At 52.6% G+C, this 19355-nt stretch carries 21 protein-coding genes; 16 read left to right on the top strand and 5 right to left on the bottom strand.

Going from position 1 to position 19355, the window contains the following annotated elements:
- The first annotated feature begins 36 nt into the window (after window positions 1-36).
- The 5 genes from J9260_RS17245 (at window position 37) to J9260_RS17225 (ending at window position 4263) form a co-directional block, all read left to right on the top strand.
- Entirely contained in the window at window positions 37-180 is a 144-nt protein-coding gene (locus J9260_RS17245) for a Fic family protein (RefSeq protein WP_210218939.1), read from the top strand.
- Complete coding sequence (locus tag J9260_RS17240) at window positions 177-599, top strand: Fic family protein (RefSeq protein ID WP_210218938.1); 423 nt, start codon at window positions 177-179, stop codon at window positions 597-599. Before J9260_RS17245 ends, J9260_RS17240 begins: the two co-directional genes overlap by 4 nt.
- 191 nt (window positions 600-790) lie before the next feature.
- The gene (locus tag J9260_RS17235; RefSeq protein WP_210218937.1) at window positions 791-1057 is read left to right on the top strand and encodes a type II toxin-antitoxin system VapB family antitoxin; all 267 of its coding nucleotides are present in this window, start codon (window positions 791-793) and stop codon (window positions 1055-1057) included.
- Window positions 1054-1473 carry a type II toxin-antitoxin system VapC family toxin gene (locus J9260_RS17230; protein WP_210218936.1) on the top strand — a complete coding sequence of 140 codons (420 nt, stop codon included), beginning with the start codon at window positions 1054-1056 and terminating at the stop codon, window positions 1471-1473. The genes J9260_RS17235 and J9260_RS17230 overlap by 4 nt, the downstream gene beginning before the upstream one ends.
- A gap of 132 nt (window positions 1474-1605) precedes the next feature.
- The gene (locus J9260_RS17225) at window positions 1606-4263 is read left to right on the top strand and encodes a DUF2339 domain-containing protein (RefSeq protein WP_210218935.1); all 2658 of its coding nucleotides are present in this window, start codon (window positions 1606-1608) and stop codon (window positions 4261-4263) included.
- Here J9260_RS17225 and J9260_RS17220 read toward each other — a convergent pair.
- The gene (locus J9260_RS17220) at window positions 4260-4346 is read right to left on the bottom strand and encodes a DMT family protein (RefSeq protein ID WP_343231193.1); all 87 of its coding nucleotides are present in this window, start codon (window positions 4344-4346) and stop codon (window positions 4260-4262) included. The two genes, J9260_RS17225 and J9260_RS17220, sit on opposite strands and share 4 nt — an antisense overlap.
- Window positions 4347-4494: 148 nt before the next feature.
- Here J9260_RS17220 and J9260_RS17215 point away from each other — a divergent pair, with 148 nt between their 5' ends.
- The 7 genes from J9260_RS17215 to J9260_RS17185 all read left to right on the top strand — a co-directional run bounded on the left by J9260_RS17215 (window position 4495) and on the right by J9260_RS17185 (window position 9260).
- Window positions 4495-5334 (top strand): complex I NDUFA9 subunit family protein, encoded by an 840-nt coding sequence (locus J9260_RS17215; RefSeq protein ID WP_210218934.1) that lies wholly within the window; start codon window positions 4495-4497, stop codon window positions 5332-5334.
- Entirely contained in the window at window positions 5322-5795 is a 474-nt protein-coding gene (locus J9260_RS17210) for a DUF2269 family protein (protein WP_210218933.1), read from the top strand. Before J9260_RS17215 ends, J9260_RS17210 begins: the two co-directional genes overlap by 13 nt.
- A 1-nt stretch (window position 5796) precedes the next feature.
- Complete coding sequence (locus J9260_RS17205) at window positions 5797-6387, top strand: DUF4166 domain-containing protein (protein WP_210218932.1); 591 nt, start codon at window positions 5797-5799, stop codon at window positions 6385-6387.
- Between the two features lie 78 nt (window positions 6388-6465).
- Window positions 6466-6693, top strand: coding sequence for a type II toxin-antitoxin system Phd/YefM family antitoxin (locus tag J9260_RS17200; protein ID WP_210218931.1), 228 nt, complete (start codon window positions 6466-6468; stop codon window positions 6691-6693).
- A complete protein-coding gene (locus J9260_RS17195; protein WP_210218930.1) occupies window positions 6690-7094 on the top strand; it encodes a type II toxin-antitoxin system VapC family toxin in 405 nt (134 codons plus the stop codon). Before J9260_RS17200 ends, J9260_RS17195 begins: the two co-directional genes overlap by 4 nt.
- Window positions 7094-8164: a PDDEXK nuclease domain-containing protein gene (locus J9260_RS17190; protein WP_210218929.1), complete on the top strand. Its 1071-nt coding sequence runs from the start codon at window positions 7094-7096 to the stop codon at window positions 8162-8164. The genes J9260_RS17195 and J9260_RS17190 overlap by 1 nt, the downstream gene beginning before the upstream one ends.
- A gap of 151 nt (window positions 8165-8315) precedes the next feature.
- Complete coding sequence (locus J9260_RS17185; RefSeq protein WP_210218928.1) at window positions 8316-9260, top strand: DUF808 domain-containing protein; 945 nt, start codon at window positions 8316-8318, stop codon at window positions 9258-9260.
- Here J9260_RS17185 and ppx read toward each other — a convergent pair.
- The 4 genes from ppx to rpoZ are packed head-to-tail and all read right to left on the bottom strand — an operon-like array spanning window position 9257 to window position 13573.
- Window positions 9257-10741 (bottom strand): exopolyphosphatase, encoded by a 1485-nt coding sequence (gene ppx, locus J9260_RS17180; protein ID WP_210218927.1) that lies wholly within the window; start codon window positions 10739-10741, stop codon window positions 9257-9259. The genes J9260_RS17185 and ppx overlap by 4 nt on opposite strands.
- Window positions 10742-10798: 57 nt before the next feature.
- Entirely contained in the window at window positions 10799-11185 is a 387-nt protein-coding gene (locus J9260_RS17175; RefSeq protein ID WP_210218926.1) for a RidA family protein, read from the bottom strand.
- Window positions 11157-13316: a RelA/SpoT family protein gene (locus J9260_RS17170; protein WP_210218925.1), complete on the bottom strand. Its 2160-nt coding sequence runs from the start codon at window positions 13314-13316 to the stop codon at window positions 11157-11159. Before J9260_RS17170 ends, J9260_RS17175 begins: the two co-directional genes overlap by 29 nt.
- A gap of 41 nt (window positions 13317-13357) precedes the next feature.
- Window positions 13358-13573 carry a DNA-directed RNA polymerase subunit omega gene (gene rpoZ, locus J9260_RS17165; protein ID WP_210218924.1) on the bottom strand — a complete coding sequence of 72 codons (216 nt, stop codon included), beginning with the start codon at window positions 13571-13573 and terminating at the stop codon, window positions 13358-13360.
- A gap of 183 nt (window positions 13574-13756) precedes the next feature.
- Between rpoZ and J9260_RS17160 the strand changes: the two genes are divergently transcribed.
- The 4 genes from J9260_RS17160 to J9260_RS17145 are packed head-to-tail and all read left to right on the top strand — an operon-like array spanning window position 13757 to window position 19271.
- Window positions 13757-13960, top strand: a complete 204-nt coding sequence (locus tag J9260_RS17160; RefSeq protein ID WP_210218923.1) for a hypothetical protein — start codon at window positions 13757-13759, stop codon at window positions 13958-13960.
- A gap of 3 nt (window positions 13961-13963) precedes the next feature.
- Complete coding sequence (locus J9260_RS17155) at window positions 13964-16717, top strand: sensor histidine kinase (protein ID WP_210218922.1); 2754 nt, start codon at window positions 13964-13966, stop codon at window positions 16715-16717.
- The gene (locus tag J9260_RS17150) at window positions 16714-17088 is read left to right on the top strand and encodes a response regulator transcription factor (RefSeq protein ID WP_210218921.1); all 375 of its coding nucleotides are present in this window, start codon (window positions 16714-16716) and stop codon (window positions 17086-17088) included. Before J9260_RS17155 ends, J9260_RS17150 begins: the two co-directional genes overlap by 4 nt.
- Window positions 17085-19271, top strand: a complete 2187-nt coding sequence (locus J9260_RS17145; protein WP_210218920.1) for a 3'-5' exonuclease — start codon at window positions 17085-17087, stop codon at window positions 19269-19271. Before J9260_RS17150 ends, J9260_RS17145 begins: the two co-directional genes overlap by 4 nt.
- Window positions 19272-19355 lie beyond the last annotated feature (84 nt).

The raw sequence follows: 19355 nt of genomic DNA, 5'->3' as shown, positions 1-19355 counted from the left end.
TGTCGCCTTATCTATTTATCTCAAATTTTATATATTTTGAAACAAAAATGCGGTTTTATCTATGCAGAAAGCAATGCCTACATCCACACACTGATCAAGGCGATTACCCTGCACTTTACCATCGGGTATGAACACCCGTTCCGTGATGGCAATGGGCGGGTCGCGCGTGGTCTGTATTGAAAAAAGCCCCGATCCAGTACGGAAAATCTTACCTTTACAGCGAAACGGATGGCATGGATTTAACCTACTTCATTGATTACCAATGCAGGATTATTGTGCGGGCGATTCAGGGATTCCTCGATACTTACCAGAAAATACGACGCGACATTGAGGCGTTTGACCGTTGGCTGTGGGATAGCGGACTGTATCGCCAACTGAATGACAATCAACGGATACTATTCAATATCGCTAAGGATGATCACCATCAACGTTTTACGGTAAGAGGCGTAGAAAACAACCTCGGCTGTTCCTACAACACAGCGGCGGCAGCACTCAATGGTCTGATAGATCTGGGGTTATTCCGCAAGCAGAAAGAAGACCGGGAATGGATCTATTTTTTGCTGGATAAACACACTATCCAAAAAAGCTGGAAAAGCTAATCCCTCGTTTTTCAAACCTTTAAACACACGGATCACGAGCCTATCAAGCTCTTCGACGACGTGGCGGCGGGCAATATGGACTTGATGCGCCACACAGCCAAAACGCAGGAACAGCACAAAACGCGGCGGCAGATAGCCGCAAACCAACAAGCGTAGTATCATCATCTGACACCCTTGATAGGTAAACGATTATGTACGCAGTAGAATTTGAATCCTTTATAAAAGGCAATACGCTGGAAATCCCAGCACATCTGCTCCAGCGTATCAGCAAAAATCGGCAGGTGAAGGTGATCATGCTGATGCCCGAAAAAACGGAAACGGCACAAACGACCTCTCAAACAGCACTCAAAGAACGCTTGTTAACCATTGCCAAGCGTTGTGCCGCATTGCCTCTGCTTGACCGCCGCACACCCGATGAGATTCTGGGTTACGACGATTACGGGATGCCAAGCGCATGATGATTGATTCGTCGGTTTTAATTGCCATCCTTGAAAATGAGCCAGAAGCAGCACGCTTGATTGAGGCGATTGCCGATGATCCGGTACATCTAATTTCAGCCGTATCCGTGGTGGAAACCAGCATTGTCATCCTGAACCGTCGCGGTGAGGCAGGAGTTACGGAACTGGATGCCTTTTTGCAGGAAGCAGGTATTGAAACCGTTGCGGTGACACCCGAACAAGCGACATTGGCACGGCAGGCTTACGAGCGTTATGGCAAAGGCAGGCATCCCGCCAAACTCAATTTTGGTGACTGCTTTTCGTATGCCGCAGCGGTGGCTTATGACGAACCGCTGCTGTTTAAGGGTAATGACTTCGGTGAAACGGATATTGCGTGCTGTATTGATTGGAAGACAAATCGAGCCCAACCATTCTGATTCCCACCAAGTACCGCACACGTAGCATCATACGCTACCTTGCGGCGCGGTTATTGCCACCTGTCTTGTTGCTTGCTGTCAGTCGGAATCTGTTCGCCTATACTGCGAGTAATGCTTTCAGATAGGTTGCTTATGTTAGTCATCTTCAGTTTTATTGCTGCCGCGCTCCTGATGGGGGCGTTAGATGAATCCCCGTTGCTGGGCGGTGTAATCGGCGCGTTACTGGCGTGGGTTTACGGCCTGTCTCAGCGGGTGCAACAGTTGGAACAAGCCCAACGCCACCCTGCTCCACCACCGCAGCCCGTGAGTGAACGCCCGCCCACACCTATCGTTGCTTCCCCACCCAAACCCACGCCGCTGCCAACAACGCTTGAACCGTCGCGCCCACTTGTGCCGCCGGTTGTTGCATCTGTTCCCTCCGCGCCTGCTTATCGCCCGCCAGAAGGCAACGCGCTGGATAAGGCGTTTGCGTCGGCTTGGAGTTGGCTTACCGGGGGCAATCCCTTCGTCCGGGTCGGTATTATCTTGCTGTTTATTGGCGTGGTGTTCCTGATGCGTTATTCGCTGGAACAAGGTTTATTGCCTGTGGAATTGCGCTTGCTGGGTGCGGCGACAGGGGCGTTCGCGCTGTTGGGATACGGTTGGAAATTGCGTAACCGTAGCGGGGCTTACGGGCTGATTTTACAAGCGGGCGGCATTGGTTTGCTGTACCTCACCGTGTTCGCTGCGTTTAGTTTGTATCAGCTTGTGCCTGCGCTGTTGGCCTTTGCGGTGTTACTGCTGATCGTGGTGGCGGCAACGGTGTTGGCGGTAAAACAAGACAGCTTGCCACTGGCAGCGTTTGCTGCGACCGGGGGTTTTCTCGCACCGTTGCTGACTTCCACGGGCAGTAATAACTACATCGGTTTATTCAGTTTTTACGCCCTGCTCAATGCCGGAATCGTCGCGGTGGCGTGGTTCAAAACCTGGCGATTGCTGAATTTGCTGGGGTTTGTGTTTACCTTTGTGATTGCTTCGCTGTGGGGCTGGTTTAGTTACCAACCGGAAAATTTTGCCACGACTGAGCCGTTCTTGATCCTATTCTTCCTGTTTTATCTAGCGATTGCGGTGCTGTTTGCTACCCGCACCCCTGTCAATTTCAAAGACAAGGTGGATAGTACCTTGGTATTTGGCACGCCGATTCTGGGTTTCCTGATGCAAACCAGCTTAGTGCGCGAGTTTGAATACGGCATCGCACTAAGCGCGGCAGGCATGGGGCTATTTTATTTGGCAATGTGCGCTGGGCTATGGCGACGTTTCGGTAAGCAACAACAATTGTTGATGGAAACGTTCCTTGCTCTCGGTGTGGTGTTCCTGACATTGGCAATCCCGTTCGCAGTCGATGGCATTAAAACCGCAACGGCGTGGGCGGTGGAAGGCGTTGGCATCCTCTGGGTCAGCATCCGTCAGCAGCAACCTTGGCGGCGGGTGTTTGCGGTCTTGCTGCAATTGGCCTCGTTAGTCGCCTTACTGCTGGAAGTTTTGTCTTTCACCCCACCCGACCTGAGCGATAGCCGTGCATTTTTGAACGGAGAATTCCTGTCAGTCGTGCTGGTCAGTGCCGCGCTGCTGATTGCCAGTCGCTTGCTGTCTGACGATTTCGACGACAAACGTGACTTTGAGCAACCGGTTGCGACGGTGCTGTTCTTTGCCGCTTGGTTGTTCCTGAGTTTGCTATTTGAAAAGCAAATCGGTGACTTTAGGCTGCACCAACATATCACCGCACTGCACTTGGGCTATGCAACCGTGATTGGTATTGGTTTGAGCATCCTCGCGCGGTTCAAGCTGTGGTCACTATCACCTTATCTGCTACCGATGGCGTTGCTGTTGGTGGGCTTGGCGATACTTAATGTTTTGGGGGATAACGTCTCCATCACCGTTGGCTGGGAATGGTTGGCGTGGGCGGCAGCGTTTATCAGCTTGTACCTAGCGGCGTTTAGGCTGCAACAACGCGGTTGGTTTACGAGTTGGCTGCATTTCACCCATGTCGCTTTGCTGTGGTTAGGGTTTGCGCTACTCAGCCACGAGTTATCGGTGCAAGTACAAACCTTAGTCGCCGTGGGCAGCACGTGGGATATTGCCAGCCTGCCACTGATTGGCGTGGTAATGCTAGGTTGGCTGCTGCGTGGTACGCGCTGGCCGCTACCCGATTACGCAGCGAGTTTATTGCACTTTGTCGCGTTCCCAATGGCAGGGATCTTAGGGCTGTGGGTGCTAATGTCCTTGCATAACAACGGGGCAACCCCGCCCACAACTTGGATTCCGCTGTTGAACCCGTTGGATGTGGTTACACTGGTCATCGCCTACCTCGGCTGGCAGCTTTATCAACACCCGGAAATTGCTCACTCCCCCTCGAACACCCAATTACTGCGTTACACCGGCGTGGGGCTTGCGTTCTTGTGGGCAAATACGCTGATTTTACGCGCCCAACACCACTGGAATGGTTTGGCCTGGGCGTTTCCTGACTTGCTGCTCCAACCCAGCACCCAAACCTTGCTCGCGATTGCTTGGACGTTGGGCGGAATGGCTCTGACATGGCAAGCTAACCGCCTTGGCAAGCGCAAGCTGTGGGTCTTTGGGGCAGTTTTGCTCGGTGCAGTGGTGTTAAAACTGTTCGTGGTGGACTTTGCGGCTTCGGGAACGGTAGCGCGGATTGTTTCGTTCTTAAGCGTTGGGGTGCTGCTGCTGTTTATTGGCTACCTTGCGCCGTTGCCTCCGGCGGAGCAGGCAATTGATAAAAGCACGGATTAAAGCCTATCCCGAAACATAAAATACACCGCTCCTAGCAGGCATAAACCTGCCCACAGGTAATCCAGCTTGAGCGGTTCTTTCAAATACAGTGCCGATGAACTTCCCCCAAGCCAACACTCCGAAATGATCTTTTCCTAAACGAAATAACCTCCAACTCTATCAAACCGGAGGTTTCGGGCAGCGCAACGCTTTACGCTAGAGCCTCAATCAACTGTGTTTCAAGGAATCCTGATGAAGATTTTACTGACGGGTGCAAGCGGCTTTATCGGTCGTCACCTTGCACAAGCGTTAACCGCTGAGGGACATCAGGTCACGCCAATTTCGCGCCGTAACGGGCAGGATATGCAAACCCTGTTAACGCCAGAGGCATGGCTACCCTTTTTGCAAGGCGTGGATGCGGTGATCAATAGCGTGGGCATTATTGCCGAAATCCGTGGGCAAACCTTTGAAAAATTACATCACCGCGCCCCAGCAGCGTTGTTTCGGGCATGTGAACAGGCGGGGATTCGTCGCGTGGTGCAAATTTCCGCCTTGGGTGCGGATGCACAGGCGTTTACCCCGTATCAGTTGAGCAAGTACGCAGCAGATGAGGTATTGCGCCGCTTGCCGCTGGAAGGGGTGGTGTTGCGCCCTTCGCTGGTTTACGGGCAAGGCGGGGCAAGCATGGCTTTGTTTCAACGCCTTGCCAACTTACCGCTGATTCCGCTGGTGGGCGATGGACAATACCGGGTGCAACCCGTACACATTAGCGATGTGGTGGCAACCGTGTTGCAGTGTTTGCACACACTTCCCGCGCAACGTACCTTGGATGTGGTGGGTGCGCAGCCGTTAACATTCGTGGAATGGTTGCAACAGTTACGCCGCGCTGCGGGTAAACACCCTGCCCCGACGCTGGCGATTCCGTTTGCCGCAGTCATGGCAAGTGCGCACGTCGGGCGGTTGGTGATGCCGCTGTTGCACCCGGATAATTTACGCATGTTGCAACGCGGTAATGTCGCCGACGTAACACCGCTGGCAGCGTTTTTGGGCAGAATGCCGCTGAGTGTGGAGGAGGGTTTATGCTGTATCTGAGTTTAAAATACTTACACATTTTGAGCATGGTGTTGCTGTTCGGCACGGGTTTGGGTAGTGCGTTTTACAAGTGGATGGCGGATCGTAGCGGCAATCTGGCGCATATTGCGGTGGTGAATCGCCATGTGGTGCTGGCGGACTGGATTTTCACCACACCGACGGTAATTTTCCAGCCGTTGAGCGGGTTGTGGATGGTGTATCTGCTAGGTTTGCCGCTGGCTACGCCGTGGATTGCGCTTAGTTTGGGCTTGTATGTTTTCGCGGGCTTGTGCTGGTTGCCGGTGGTGTGGCTACAAATTCGGATGCGTAACCTTGCCGATGCCGCGCTCATGGCACAAACGCCGTTGCCTGCCGAATACTGGTGGTATGCGCGGGTGTGGTTTTGGCTGGGTGTGCCTGCTTTCGTGGCGATGGTGGGCGTGGTGTTTTTGATGGTATTCAAAACCAGTTTCGGAGATTGATATGAGCGCGATTCCCTTGATGCAACAAGCTCTTGGTACGCAATGGCAGCAACTGCCACCCGCGTTACAAGCACATTACCAACAGGGCAGGAACACCGATGTCGGTGCGCTGGATATTGACTACCCCGCGCCGATGCAGCCTTACCTGCACTTTTTGCGACTGTTGGGTGCGCTGGTCAACCGCCGTGGCAAAACTGTCCCGACCACGGTGGAAAAGTGGATGGAAGGCGATACCCAACGCTGGCAACGCACGATTACATTTCCCGATGGCAAGGTGGTGGTGTTTAAAAGCCACTGGGTGTACGCGGGTGGCAATGAAGTGATTGAGTATGTCAGTCCGTTCATGGGTTTGCGCATGGCGGTGTCGGTGGTGGATGGCAAGCTGCATTACAGCGGGCGGCATTTGGTGCTGAAGCTGGGGCGTGTGCTGATCCCGATCCCCGAATGGCTGGTGTTGGGGCATACCACGATTGTGGAAACGGCGTTGGATACGGGCGGGTTTGCGATGGATTTCCGGCTGACACATCCGTGGTTTGGTGAGGTGTTTCGGTATGCGGGGGAGTTTCGGACAGAATCGCTAATAGCAGACTAACGGCTGGATGTGAACGACCTTTGTACTTGCCAGCACCCAACAGCTTAGCTAAAGTTATGACTAACCAAGGAACTAGCCATGCAAGTCAACATCCACGAAGCCAAAACCCAGCTTTCCCACCTCATACAATGCGTTCTGAACGGGGAGGAGGTCATCATCGCCCGCAATAATCAACCCGTGGTGCGCCTGCAAGCCCTCACCAAGCCCCCCGCCAAGCGCAAGCTCGGTTCACTACGTGGTTTGGTCAAACATATCGCTGATGATTTCGACGCACCGCTGGATGATTTTCAGGAATACATGGCATGAGGGCATTATTGGATACCCATACCCTGCTATGGGTGGTTGACAGCCCTGACAAACTGCCAGCCACCGTCGCAGCCATCTGCGAAGACGAAAACAATGCCCTTTTCATCAGCATTGCCAGCTTCTGGGAACTCGCTATCAAGATGAGTCTCGGCAAGATTGAACTGGACGACAATGCATTGGCTCACCTGAAAACATGGTGTGATGACAACGCTGTCCAGCTTTTGCCGATCAGCCTGAGTCACTGCCAGCAGGTTCAAACCCTGCCATTCCATCACCGTGATCCGTTTGACCGCTTGCTGATTGCGCAGGCATTGTGCGATCAGTTGGTGCTGCTCAGTGCCGACGGGCATTTTGCTGATTATGGCGTTGATGTGATTTGGAAACATTCAAAGGATACCTAATGCCCACAACACCACTAGCCACCCCGCCCGAACAACTCTACGCCCAAATCCGCCAACTCTTGCAAACGGCACAAACACAGGTGCAAGCAGCCATCAATCACGCGATGGTGCAATGCTATTGGGAAATCGGGCGCATGATCGTGGAATATGAGCAAGGCGGTGAAGCACGTGCAGAGTACGGCAAACAGACCTTGCAATACCTGTCCAACAAGCTCAGTCGGGAGTTTGGCAAAGGCTTCAACGTTTCAAACATCAAATATTTCCGCCAGTTTTACCTGACTTTTCCAATTCGCCACGCAGTGAGTGGCGAATTGACGTGGACACATTACCGCCACCTGCTGCGGGTCGAAAACCCCACCGCCCGCGACTGGTACGCCAACGAAGCCATCACCCAAGGCTGGAGCACCCTCGCCCTTGACCGCCAGATCAGCACGTTGTTTTACGAATGCCTGCTATCCAGCGGTGATGCGCACAAAACGGGAGTCGCTGCCGAAGCCCGGCAATTGATTGCCGAACAAGCACCACCCGACCCGCGTGATTTCATCCGTGACCCTTACGTGCTGGAATTTCTGCAAGCCAAGGTGGATGCGGGTTTGTACGAAAAAGATCTGGAACAGGGTTTGATCGACCAGCTCCAACAATTCCTGATGGAACTCGGCAAAGGCTTCGCCTTCGTCGCACGGCAAAAACACCTGCGGGTTGAAGGCGAGGATTGCTTCGTCGACTTGGTGTTCTACAACTACCTGTTGAAATGCTTTGTGCTAATTGACCTCAAAATCGGCAAGCTGACGCATCAGGATGTGGGGCAAATGGATATGTACGTGCGTGTGTTCGAGGAACAATACCGTGGCGAAGGCGACAACCCGACGCTGGGTTTGCTGCTGTGTTCCGAGCGCAATCAAGCGGTTGCCAAATATTCACAACTGGCAGATAACCCGCACTTGTTTGCCAGCAAATACAGCCTGTACCTGCCGACCGAAGAGGAATTGCGGCTGGAGCTGGAGCGTGATCGCAGCCTGATCGAAACCGCAATGGCTGAACAACGCGCAATTTACCGCACAACACCATGAATACAAGCATAATAAAACAATGCGTTACAAGATTTCCGCTGAATATCTGGAGTTCAACTCCGATATTTACACAAAACCCTAGCGATAGACCCCTACAGCGCATCCGTGTAGCATACCGCCCCAATAAACCATTGCTAATCAGGAGTTTTACATGGCTGCCGGGAGTCTTTTAGCCTTACTCGATGACATTACCACCGTACTTGATGACGTTTCTGTCATGACTAAAATAGCCGCGAAAAAAACCGCCGGGGTACTGGGTGATGACCTTGCGTTGAACGCGCAACAAGTAGCAGGCGTGCAAGCCGAACGCGAATTGCCCGTGGTGTGGGCGGTGGCGAAAGGCTCGTTCGTTAATAAATTAATTTTAGTGCCTGCGGCATTGTTGATCAGTGCGATTGCACCTTGGTTAATCACCCCGTTATTAATGTTGGGCGGGGCGTATTTGTGCTTCGAGGGTTTCGAGAAAATCTACCACAAGCTCACCCACAGCGATGCGCAAGAACACGCCGAAGATGCTGAGTTGCTCGCCGTGGCACACAACCCTGACATCGACATGGTGACGTTTGAGCAGGATAAAATTAAAGGCGCGATTCGTACCGATTTCGTGTTGTCGGCGGAAATCATTGTGATTGCGCTGGGCGTGGTGGAAAAAATGCCGTTCCTACAACAAGTGTTGGCTTTAGCAGCCATTGCCATCGTAATGACCATCGGTGTGTACGGCCTAGTCGCGGGCATTGTCAAACTCGACGACCTCGGCTTTCACCTGATTAAAGACAAAGCTACCGGTTTACGCCTAGCGTTAGGACGCGGCATTTTGTGGTTCGCACCTTGGTTAATGAAAACTTTGTCAGTGGTGGGAACTGCCGCGATGTTCCTCGTCGGCGGCGGGATTTTGCTGCACGGCATTCCGCACTCACATGATGTCCTGCACGGTGCGGAAAACTTTGTGCATCAGGTCGGCTGGGTCGGCGGCGTGTTAGCAGCCATTACCCCAACGATTCTGAACGGCTTGTTTGGCGTAATCGCAGGGGCTTTGGTACTGCTGATTGTTGCCCCCGCCACCAAGTTGGTTGGCCACTTTCGGCAAGCCGCTTAAAACGACAGGGTAAAATCCACCGCCGCCAAAAACGCCTGTTCGCGCTCAAGGTCAGCCAACAACAACGGGCGTTTTCCGGCTAAGTCGGTTTCGGTAAAGCGCAATTCCAAGCGATTTTTACCCGGCTTAATGCGCTCAATGCGCGGCGCGTGTTCGTTGTGCGAACGGTGTAATAATACCGCAAGCCGCAAGAGCACACTGAGGTACAACGCCGCCTGACGCTGCCCTGCATCCACCACTTCAAACAGTTTCGGGGAAAGTTTCTGGCGATGGGTGCGCACCAATACGCTTAACCAGCGTTGTTCTTCGCTGGAAAATCCCAATAAATCGGCATTTTCCAACAAATACCCACCGTGCTTGTGATAACTGCTGTGCGCAATCGCCAAACCCAATTCGTGCAAATCCGCCGCCCAGCCCAGCAAGGTATCGAGATGCTCCGGCAATTTCCATTCATCGCGGCAACGATTAAACAATTTATGCGCCGTTTTATGCACAAATTCCGCCTGCGCCAGATTCACCTGAAAACGCTGTTGGAACCCACGCACGGTTTTCTCACGTAAATCTTCATGCTGGTAACGGTCGAGACGGTCATACACCAAACCTTCGCGCAAGGCTCCGTCTGACACAAACATCCGGCGAATTTTTAACGCCTCAAATACCGCAATCAAAATTGCCAGACCACCGGCAAACACTGGCTTGCGCTCATCACTCAAACCGGGCAATTTGAGCTTATCCACATGCCCTGCCTCAGTCATCATGCCGCGTAACCGCTGCAAATTGTCCAACGTAATGCCGTAAGGTGCTAATCCGGTTTGCTGAATCACCTTTTTCACCGCGCGAATCGTCCCCGACGCACCCGTGGCGGATTCCCAGCCAATTTCGCGATAGCTGGCTTTAATCGGCATTAGCTCTAAATGTGCAGCGGTTAAGGCTTTTTCCCAGCAACTTTTGGCTAAGTTACCATCGGGGAAAAATCGCTGGCTGCTGGTAACACACCCCATGCGTAAGCTTTCAAGGTGCAATGGCTCAAACCCCTGCCCAATGATTAACTCAGTGCTGCCGCCGCCGATGTCCATTACGAACCGCTTACCCGGTTGTTCCTGCGCCAGTGAATGCGCCACCCCTACGTAAATCAACCGCGCTTCTTCACGCCCACTGATAATCGCAATCGGATGCCCCAATGCCGCTTCCGCCAACACCAGAAATTCGCGAGCATTTTTGGTTTGACGCAACGTATTCGTGCCAACTGCTGCCACCTGATCAGAAGGGAAATCGCGCAACCGCTCCCCAAAACGCTGCAAACACCCAAGGGCGCGTTGCTGCGCTTCTTTGGTGAGATTGCCTTTCGCGTCCAAACCACCGCCAAGCCGCACCGACTCACGCAAGCGATCCAATACCGTAAGCTGCCCGTGATCGTCGATTTGCACCACAATCATGTGAAAGCTATTGGAACCTAAATCAATCGCCGCTAATTTACGCATAGCACAAGACTCTTACCCCTCGCCCCTTGAGGGAGAAGGGCTGGGGTGAGGGGTCAATCAGGAATTCAATACCATAATGGCATCAACTTCGACTTGTGCGCCACGCGGTAACGCTGCTACGCCAATCGCCGCCCGTGCGGGGTAAGGTTCGGTGAAAAACTCCGCCATGACTTCATTAACCACTGGGAAATTCACCAAATCAGTGAGGAACACATGCACTTTCACGCAATCGTTTAACGACCCGCCCGCCGCCGCTGCCACTGCCGCTAAGTTGCTAAACACTTGGCGCACTTGCGCAGCAATATCGCCTTCCACCATTTGCATCGTAGCGGGAACCAAGGGAATCTGCCCGGAAAGGTAAACGGTATCGCCCGCGCGAACAGCTTGCGAATACGTGCCAATGGCTTGCGGTGCGTCAGTCGTGGAAATGATGATGCGGCTCATGGGAATCCTTTTTCGTCAACCGTGAAACATTTAAAACATTAGGGATGTGTTTTAGCTGACGCATGACCTCTTGTAAATGCTCAAGATCGTTAACTTGAATGATTAGGGTATCTTGTTTGACTTGACCCGCCCCGGTGATGTTCAGGTCTTCAATATTTACGTCCATGTCAGCTAAACTTTTGGTGATATTGTGTAACATGCCGCGCACATCGCGCACGTCAATCACAATCCCCGCCGAAAACTTTTTATCCACCATATCTTGCGCCCAAGCTACCGAAAACAGTGAGTCGCCTTGTTGCAAATGATGAATATGCGGGCAATCTGCACGGTGAATTTCCAGACCGTGCTGCTGGTGTTGCCGCGCCAGAATGTTTTCGGGGGGTAAGGGCAAACAACACGCCGCAAATTTAATCGCTAAACCGGTGGTTCCTTTGATCAGCAACGGCGTATCTTGCTTAGTATCCGCGCCTTTCAAATTGCCCAGTAAGCGTTCCGAGAGCAATTTGGAACATTCATCGCCGCGCCCAATCGCTTGGTAAAGGGCTTCAATCGTTTCATAGCCGGATGCTTTCAGGGTGGCTTCAAGACGCTCTGGTTCCAAACTGGTTAAATCGCAACCGCGCCCTCGTAACACACTGATTAAGCGTTCCTGCCCCAACGATTGTTGCGCCTCGGCAGTTTGTAAGCGTAACCAAGTGCGGATATACGATTTCGCCCGCCCCGTCACCACGAAATTTAACCAAGATGGCTGGGGCGAAGCGGCAGGATCAGTAATAATTTCCACCACTGCCATGTGCGGAATACGGGTATGTAACGGGCGTTCCATGCCGTCGACTTTCGCGCTGATGCAATGATGCCCCACTTGGGTATGTACGGCGTAAGCAAAATCCACCAAGGTCGCACCTTTGGGGAAATCTTTCACATCACCGCGCGGGGTATACGCATACACTTCAGCGTGGAATAAATCCGCCTGCATGTCTTCGTAAAACTCATCGGGGTTATCGGCTTGGCTTTCCAGCTCTTTCACTTGCGCCAACCACCGCCCCAATACCGCTTGGGTGTATTCGGCCTTACCGGTCGTGCGCATATCCGGGTAACGCCATTGCGCCGCCAAACCGTATTGCGCCACCTGAAACATATCGCGAGTTTGAATCTGGAAACGCACCGATTGATGCGCACTGGTAATCACCGTGGTTTGCAACGCCTGAAAACCGTAACCGCCTTTCGGTGTCGCAATAAAATCATTCAGCGTCCCCAAGCGTGGGCGATACAACTCGTGCAAAATCCCTAACGCGCGGTAACACTCGTTACGCTCACGCACCAACACCCGGATTTCCAGCAAACCGCACTGCTGATGGAAGGTCATGCCTTCACGCTTGCATTGCTCGTACATGCGGAACAGGTTCTTATCCCACATAAACACCGAAACATTGGGAATCGAAACTGCCAGCGTGTCAGTCACTTGCTGCACAATAGTTTCGTGCTCTTGCTCGTGCGCATCCAAATAGGTTTCGAGGGCGTGTTCTAATACCTGACTCCGCCAAGGATACAAACTTTTGAAAGCGTATTGCTGTAACTGACGGCGGATTTCATTCATCCCGAAACGGCGGGCAAGCGGAATGTATTTGGCAAAAGTTTCGTCTGCAATACGTCGCCGTGCATCCGGCTTCATATTATCGAGCGTGCTCATATTGTGCAGACGATCGGCTAATTTAATCAGCACCACCCGAAAATCATCGGTCATGGCGTGCATCATTTTACGGTAACTGGCAATGGTGACAGCGTGCTTGGTGGTCAACACTTCGTCTTTTTCGAGTTTGGTCACACCATCGACCAAATCGGCAACCGCTTTCCCAAACGGCTGGCTTAAATCGGCGTGTTGGTAGTGGGTGTCCTCCAACACATCGTGCAACAGCGCGGCACACAAGGTATCCGCGTCGAGGTGCAAATCAGCAAGGATATGCGCCACTTCTATCGGGTGAGCGATATAAGGCGTGATGCCATCTTTGCGGAAAACCCCATCGTGAGCATCAGCCGCCAACAAGAACGCATCGTAAACTTTGCGCACACTGGCCTCGTCCATGTAGCGTTCAATCAAACGCATCAGGTCTTGGGCGCGGAATATATTCATTCACCCCTCCTCACCCGGCTTTACCGCCAGCGGCCTATGGTTTAATCCTGATCAGGCAGTGTGACGACCACTGGTTTCGGGTTTAGCAAACCTTCGGCGATTTCACGCAAGGCAACCACTGTGGGTTTATCACCTTCTTCAGGAACCAAGGGTTGTGCACCGTGGGAAATGTCGCGTGCGCGTTTCGCTGCTTTCAAGACCAATGCAAAATTGTTATCGACGTGCGCGAGGCAGTCTTCAACGGTAATACGTGCCATAGTGTTCTATTTCCAAAATTTAATGGGATTACATTAAGCCGGATTATCCTTAAGGTCAACCCTAGGGAATACCAGCGGGAGTAACCCACCAGTTTATCGCTTGCTTGACCTTTTTGTATAGGGTTCATTACGTTACTGCCCTATGATGGACACTGTATTTGGCGAAAAAGGCAGTAACACCCCATGCTTAAAGGTATTCACTCGGAACGCTTGCTCGCGTTATTTATTCTCGGCTGGGCTGCGTTGAATTTTCCGTTGCTGGCACTGTGGGATCATCAGGCGATGTTATGGGGAATTCCGCTGTTTCCGGCGGGTTTATTCCTGATTTGGGCGGTGTTGATCATCGTGCTGGCATGGTTAATGGAAACCCACGAACACGGCAGGTAAGCAATGTTATCAAGCACAGTGGTTATTGGCGCATCGTTTGCGTATTTAGTGCTGCTTTTCGCGGTGGCATGGTTTGGTGATAAGCGTGCCGCGCAAGGGCGTTCGATTATTGCCAGCCCGTGGGTTTACGCGCTGTCGATGGCGGTGTATTGCACGGCTTGGACGTATTTCGGCAGTGTCGGGCGTGCCGCCAACGCAGGTGTGTGGTTTTTGCCGATTTATTTGGGGCCGATGTTGGCGATGGTGCTGGCTTGGATTGTGGTGCGCAAAATGATCCGCATTGCCAAAACCTACCGGATTACCTCTATCGCTGATTTTATTGGCAGTCGCTACGGTAAAAGCCCGTTGTTAGCCGGTTTAGTTACGCTGATTACCGTGGTGGGGATCGTGCCGTACATGGCGTTGCAATTGAAAGCGATTGCCAGCGGTTACGCGCTCTTAACCACGCCGAGCGGGGCGCAAGTCTTGCCAGCAGCGCATTGGTGGGCGGATAGCACGCTGTATATTGCGTTGGCACTCGCCGGTTTCACCATTATCTTCGGCACACGCCACTTAGATAGCACCGAACGTCACGAAGGCATGGTAGCAGCGATTGCATTTGAATCCATTGTGAAACTGGTGGCGTTTTTGGCGGTGGGATTATTCGTCACTTACGGCTTGTTTAACGGGGTAACAGATATTTTTGCGCAGGCAATGGCTAAGCCAGACTTAGCAGCCTTGCTGCAATTTGATCAGGGTAAAAGCTTTGCTTACCCGCAATGGTTTGCACTCACCCTACTCGCGATGCTTTCAGTCATTTTTTTGCCGCGCCAATTTCAGGTAATGGTGGTGGAAAATGTGGATGAGCGTCACCTCAAACGCGCGGTTTGGGTGTTTCCGTTGTATTTGCTGCTGATTAACTTATTTGTGCTACCGATTGCATTGGGCGGCTTGCTGTATTTTGGCGCGGGGCAAACCAACCCCGAATTCTTTGTCTTGTCATTACCGTTAGCGCAGGGCGAAACCGGTTTGGCTTTGTTCGTGTTTGTCGGTGGCCTGTCGGCGGCTACCGGGATGGTGATTGTGGAGGCCATTGCGGTGTCGACGATGGTGTGTAATGACTTGGTAATGCCGTTGCTGTTACGTACCGCACATTTTGCCGGACATGGCGATGTTACGCGCTTGCTGTTAACGATACGGCGTGTGGCGATTTTAGGAATGCTGTTGCTGGGGTATGTGTATTTCCACCTCGCTGGGGAAGCTTACGCACTGGTCAGTATTGGGTTAATCAGCTTTGCGGCGGTGGCGCAATTTGCTCCGGCGGTATTGGGCGGAATGTATTGGAAACACGGTACGCGACGCGGGGTGTTAGTCGGTTTACTGATGGGGTTTGCGTTTTGGGCTTACACCTTAATGTTACCGTCATTGGCAAAATCAGGGTGGATGTCGGCAGATTTTCTGGAAGCGGGTTTGTGGGGGCTGGCATGGCTCAAACCGGAACAGTTTCTGGGCTTACAGGGCTTGGATAACTTAACCCACTCGTTATTTTGGAGCTTGTTTGCCAATGTCAGTGCTTACGTGTTGGTGTCGCTGAGTAGTCGCCCGTCGGCGGCAGAAACCAGTCAGGCATTGCTGTTTGTGGATGTATTTGAGCGCACTGCCTCGGCCAATCCGGTGTTTTGGCAAGGCCGCGCCAAAGTCAGCGATTTACAAGCATTACTGATTCGCTTTTTGGGGGAAAATAAAACCCAAAACCTGCTAACGCAGTACGCGCAACAGGTTAACGTCGCACGCATTGCGCAAATTCCAGCGGATGCGTCGTTGGTGCAATTTGTCGAAACCCAGTTGGCGGGAGCGATTGGCAGTGCTTCGGCACGGGTGATGGTGGCTTCGGTGGTGGAAGAAGAAGCCCTTGAACTCGACGATGTGTTGCGTATTTTGGAAGAAGCCTCGCAATTACGCGCCTATTCGCAGGCACTGGAGGATAAATCGCGCTCGCTGGAACGCGCTACGGCTGAATTACGCGCCGCCAATGAGCAACTCAAGAGCTTGGATCACTTGAAAGACGATTTTATGTCGTCTGTTACCCATGAATTACGCACTCCCTTGACATCTATCCGTGCATTATCGGAAATGATGTTGGATGATGAGGAAATGCCGACGGAGCACCGCCAGCAATTTTTGGGTATTATCGTGGCAGAAACCGAGCGTTTGAGCCGTTTAGTCAACCAAGTGCTCGACATGGCGAAAATTGAAGCCGGACACGCCGAATGGCATAACAGCGACGTGGATATGCACGCACTGGTAACGCAAGCCGTCAATAGCATTGCCAGCCGTTACCATGAACAAGGTGCGACGTTGACGGTACACGGCACGGGCGCATTGCCGCCGCTGCGGGCGGATGCTGATCGTTTGATGCAAGTGATGTTGAATTTGCTCTCAAACGCGCTGAAATTCATTCCGCGAGAACACGGGCGGGTTGATGTTTACCTGCACGATACGTCCGACGGTATCACCGTGGCAGTGCAGGACAATGGCTGCGGCATTGCTGTTGAACAACAGACACAAGTATTTGAAAAATTCCGGCAAGTCAGCGGTATGGAGCAAACCATCCAAGGCACCGGATTAGGTTTGCCGATCAGTCGGCAGATTGTGGAACATTTTGGGGGGCGGTTATGGCTGGAATCAGCACCGGGAGAGGGTGCGTGTTTTAGCTTTTACTTGCCACGCGACCCTAGCAAGCAAACAGTAAATCAGGAGGAGACAACAACATCATGAGCCAGACCATTTTGATTGCGGATGACGAACCCAATATCGTGATTTCGCTGGAATACCTGTTAAAACGTGAAGGTTTCAACGTGTTAGTCGCACGTGATGGACAAGAAGCACTCGATACCATCGTGCGTGAACAACCGCACTTGGTATTACTCGATGTAATGATGCCCAAGAAAACCGGACTGGAAGTCTGCCAAAGTGTGCGGGCTAACCCACTGTGCGCCAAGGTGTTAATCCTGATGTTAACCGCAAAAGGACGTGACACGGATTTATCCAAAGGTTTGGCCTTGGGTGCGAACGCTTACATGATTAAACCGTTTTCCACCAAAGAGCTGGTACAGAAAGTTAAAACCTTGCTGGAGACGGGCGCATGAGAAAGGTCGATTGGCGCATTATTATCGGGGTCGGCATTGTCGGGGTGGTGTGTTTGGTGTGGCTATTGGTGACAGGCGGCCTGATTTGGGCGGCACTGGAAGAGCCGGATCGTGAAGCAGTGATCAATGCTGTGGGGCCACGGGTGGTGTTATTGGTGGTGATGTGGGCGGTATCGCTGGCGGCGGTTGGGGCGGTATTGCGGCAACTGGTGGCCTACTTTATGACCGCACCGGCACGGTTGGCGGAAGAGGCGCAAGTGTTGCTGGGAACGGATGTCAAACGCCGCTTAGTGGCGCAAGGCAGCGTGGAAAATCGCCGTCTGACTGATCTGTTTAATCAACTGGTGGAGCAGCGCGAAGCCTTGCGTTCGGAAATGGATGTGCGCGTGCAGGAAGCCAGCCGCAATACCGAAATGGAAAAAAGCCGCCTCGCGGCGTTAATGTCAGAGTTAACCAAGAGCGTGGTAGTGTGCAATTTAGACGGGCGCATTTTGCTGTACAACAACCGCGCCCGAATGCAATTCCGCGCCTTATCTAAAGCTCCCGGTGTCGCAGGTGGTGCAGAACTGGTGGGCTTAGGACGTTCGATTTACAGTGTTTTTGACCGCAAATTAGTGACACACGCGCTGGAAAATATTCAACATCGCCTGCAACGCGGTGCTGCCAGCCCTTCCGCACAATTTGTTACCACCACCCATGCGGGGCAATTGCTGCGGGTACAAATGGCTCCGGTACGCGCGGTGCAATCGCCAGATGGTGCTGCGGATATTGCCGTGAGTAACGACCTTACCGGCTTCGTGCTGATGCTCGACAATATTACCCGCGAATTTGAGGCCGACTCAGAAAAAGACCGGGTGCTGTACAGCCTGACCGAAGGTAGCCGCGCCGCACTGGCAAATGCGCAAGCCGCCGTCGAAGTGCTGGAATACCCCGATATTGAAGTCGAGATGCGTGAGCGTTTACTACACGTGATTCGTGAAGAAATTCAGGGGCTGGGAAAACGCATTGATGAAATGCAGACCTCTTCCACCAACAATTTGCGCTCACGTTGGCCGCTCGAAGACATGCTTGGTGCGGATTTCATTGAAGCTGCCGTGCGCCGCATCGAAACCAGTTTGCCAGTACGTGCCGAGTGGGATGCGGTGGATACTTCGTTGTGGTTAAAGGTTGAAAGCTTCTCGCTGTTACAGGCATTGGTACACCTGAGTAGCCGCTTAAATATCGAGTGCGGGGTTGATACGGTGCAATTGCGCCTCGCCGAAAACGCGCAGCGTGCTCAACTGGATTTGCTGTGGACACCGCAAACACCCGACATCAAAGCCATGATGAACTGGGAGTTAGAACAAATCCGTTCCGGCTCAGAAACCCTATCATTGACGGTGCAAGACGTGCTCACGCGCCACGGCGGCGACTCTTGGTACGAACGTGATGCCGATGGAGTACGCGCATTTTTCCGCTTTTTACTACCGCTTGCCGCGCCGCAGGAAGAGCTGGCTTCCGCTACGTTCTTACGCAATGAAAGCCGCCCGGAATACTACGATTTCGACCTATTCCAAAGCTCCGAACAATCACGCTCGTTGGAAGATCGCTTGTTAACTGAACTGACTTACACCGTATTTGACACCGAAACCACGGGACTTAATCCGGCGGGCGGCGACGAAATCATTCAGGTAGGCGCGGTACGCATTGTTAACGGCAAGCTGTTGCAGCAAGAATTCTTCGATCAACTGGTTGACCCGAAGCGCACGATTCCTGCCGAAACTATCCCCATCCACGGCATCAAGCCGGAAATGGTCAAAGGCCAACCCACCATCGGGCAAGTGCTGCCTGCCTTCCACACCTTTGCGCAAGATACCGTATTGGTGGCACACAATGCCGCTTTCGATATGCGCTGCTTACAGGTCAAAGAAAAAGCCACGGGAATTGTGTTTGATCATCCGGTGCTGGATACCCTGCTGCTTTCCGCTATGCTGCACCCCAATCAGGAATCGCACCGCTTGGAAGCGATTGCCGAACGCTTTAACGTCACCGTCATCGGGCGGCATACCGCGCTGGGCGACTCGATTGTGACGGCGGAAGTGTTCCTGAAACTGATTCCGTTACTCGCGGAAAAAGGCATTCTGACTTTGCGGCAAGCGCGGGAAGAAGCGCAAAAAACGTTTTATGCACGATTGAAGTATTAAGCAGGAACGCACCAATGGGCAAGGCTTGTGTATACTCTAGCCTTGCCCGATTGGAAAAGCAGGAAGTTGCGCAGTAGCGGATAA

The sequence above is a fragment of the Thiothrix unzii genome (assembly GCF_017901175.1).
GTDB lineage: Bacteria > Pseudomonadota > Gammaproteobacteria > Thiotrichales > Thiotrichaceae > Thiothrix > Thiothrix unzii.
The sequence above is the reverse complement of the archived record's forward strand: the minus strand, read 5'-3'. Positions and strand labels throughout refer to the sequence as shown.

What these genes read in the sequence shown, in the direction of transcription:
- J9260_RS17235 (WP_210218937.1), top strand. Translation starts at nt 791, where the DNA reads ATGTACGCAGTAGAATTTGAATCCTTTATAAAAGGCAATACGCTGGAA.
- J9260_RS17230 (WP_210218936.1), top strand. Translation starts at nt 1,054, where the DNA reads ATGATGATTGATTCGTCGGTTTTAATTGCCATCCTTGAAAATGAGCCA.
- J9260_RS17225 (WP_210218935.1), top strand. Translation starts at nt 1,606, where the DNA reads ATGTTAGTCATCTTCAGTTTTATTGCTGCCGCGCTCCTGATGGGGGCG.
- J9260_RS17215 (WP_210218934.1), top strand. Translation starts at nt 4,495, where the DNA reads ATGAAGATTTTACTGACGGGTGCAAGCGGCTTTATCGGTCGTCACCTT.
- J9260_RS17210 (WP_210218933.1), top strand. Translation starts at nt 5,322, where the DNA reads ATGCTGTATCTGAGTTTAAAATACTTACACATTTTGAGCATGGTGTTG.
- J9260_RS17205 (WP_210218932.1), top strand. Translation starts at nt 5,797, where the DNA reads ATGAGCGCGATTCCCTTGATGCAACAAGCTCTTGGTACGCAATGGCAG.
- J9260_RS17200 (WP_210218931.1), top strand. Translation starts at nt 6,466, where the DNA reads ATGCAAGTCAACATCCACGAAGCCAAAACCCAGCTTTCCCACCTCATA.
- J9260_RS17195 (WP_210218930.1), top strand. Translation starts at nt 6,690, where the DNA reads ATGAGGGCATTATTGGATACCCATACCCTGCTATGGGTGGTTGACAGC.
- J9260_RS17190 (WP_210218929.1), top strand. Translation starts at nt 7,094, where the DNA reads ATGCCCACAACACCACTAGCCACCCCGCCCGAACAACTCTACGCCCAA.
- J9260_RS17185 (WP_210218928.1), top strand. Translation starts at nt 8,316, where the DNA reads ATGGCTGCCGGGAGTCTTTTAGCCTTACTCGATGACATTACCACCGTA.
- ppx (WP_210218927.1), bottom strand. Translation starts at nt 10,741, where the DNA reads ATGCGTAAATTAGCGGCGATTGATTTAGGTTCCAATAGCTTTCACATG.
- J9260_RS17175 (WP_210218926.1), bottom strand. Translation starts at nt 11,185, where the DNA reads ATGAGCCGCATCATCATTTCCACGACTGACGCACCGCAAGCCATTGGC.
- J9260_RS17170 (WP_210218925.1), bottom strand. Translation starts at nt 13,316, where the DNA reads ATGAATATATTCCGCGCCCAAGACCTGATGCGTTTGATTGAACGCTAC.
- rpoZ (WP_210218924.1), bottom strand. Translation starts at nt 13,573, where the DNA reads ATGGCACGTATTACCGTTGAAGACTGCCTCGCGCACGTCGATAACAAT.
- J9260_RS17160 (WP_210218923.1), top strand. Translation starts at nt 13,757, where the DNA reads ATGCTTAAAGGTATTCACTCGGAACGCTTGCTCGCGTTATTTATTCTC.
- J9260_RS17155 (WP_210218922.1), top strand. Translation starts at nt 13,964, where the DNA reads ATGTTATCAAGCACAGTGGTTATTGGCGCATCGTTTGCGTATTTAGTG.
- J9260_RS17150 (WP_210218921.1), top strand. Translation starts at nt 16,714, where the DNA reads ATGAGCCAGACCATTTTGATTGCGGATGACGAACCCAATATCGTGATT.
- J9260_RS17145 (WP_210218920.1), top strand. Translation starts at nt 17,085, where the DNA reads ATGAGAAAGGTCGATTGGCGCATTATTATCGGGGTCGGCATTGTCGGG.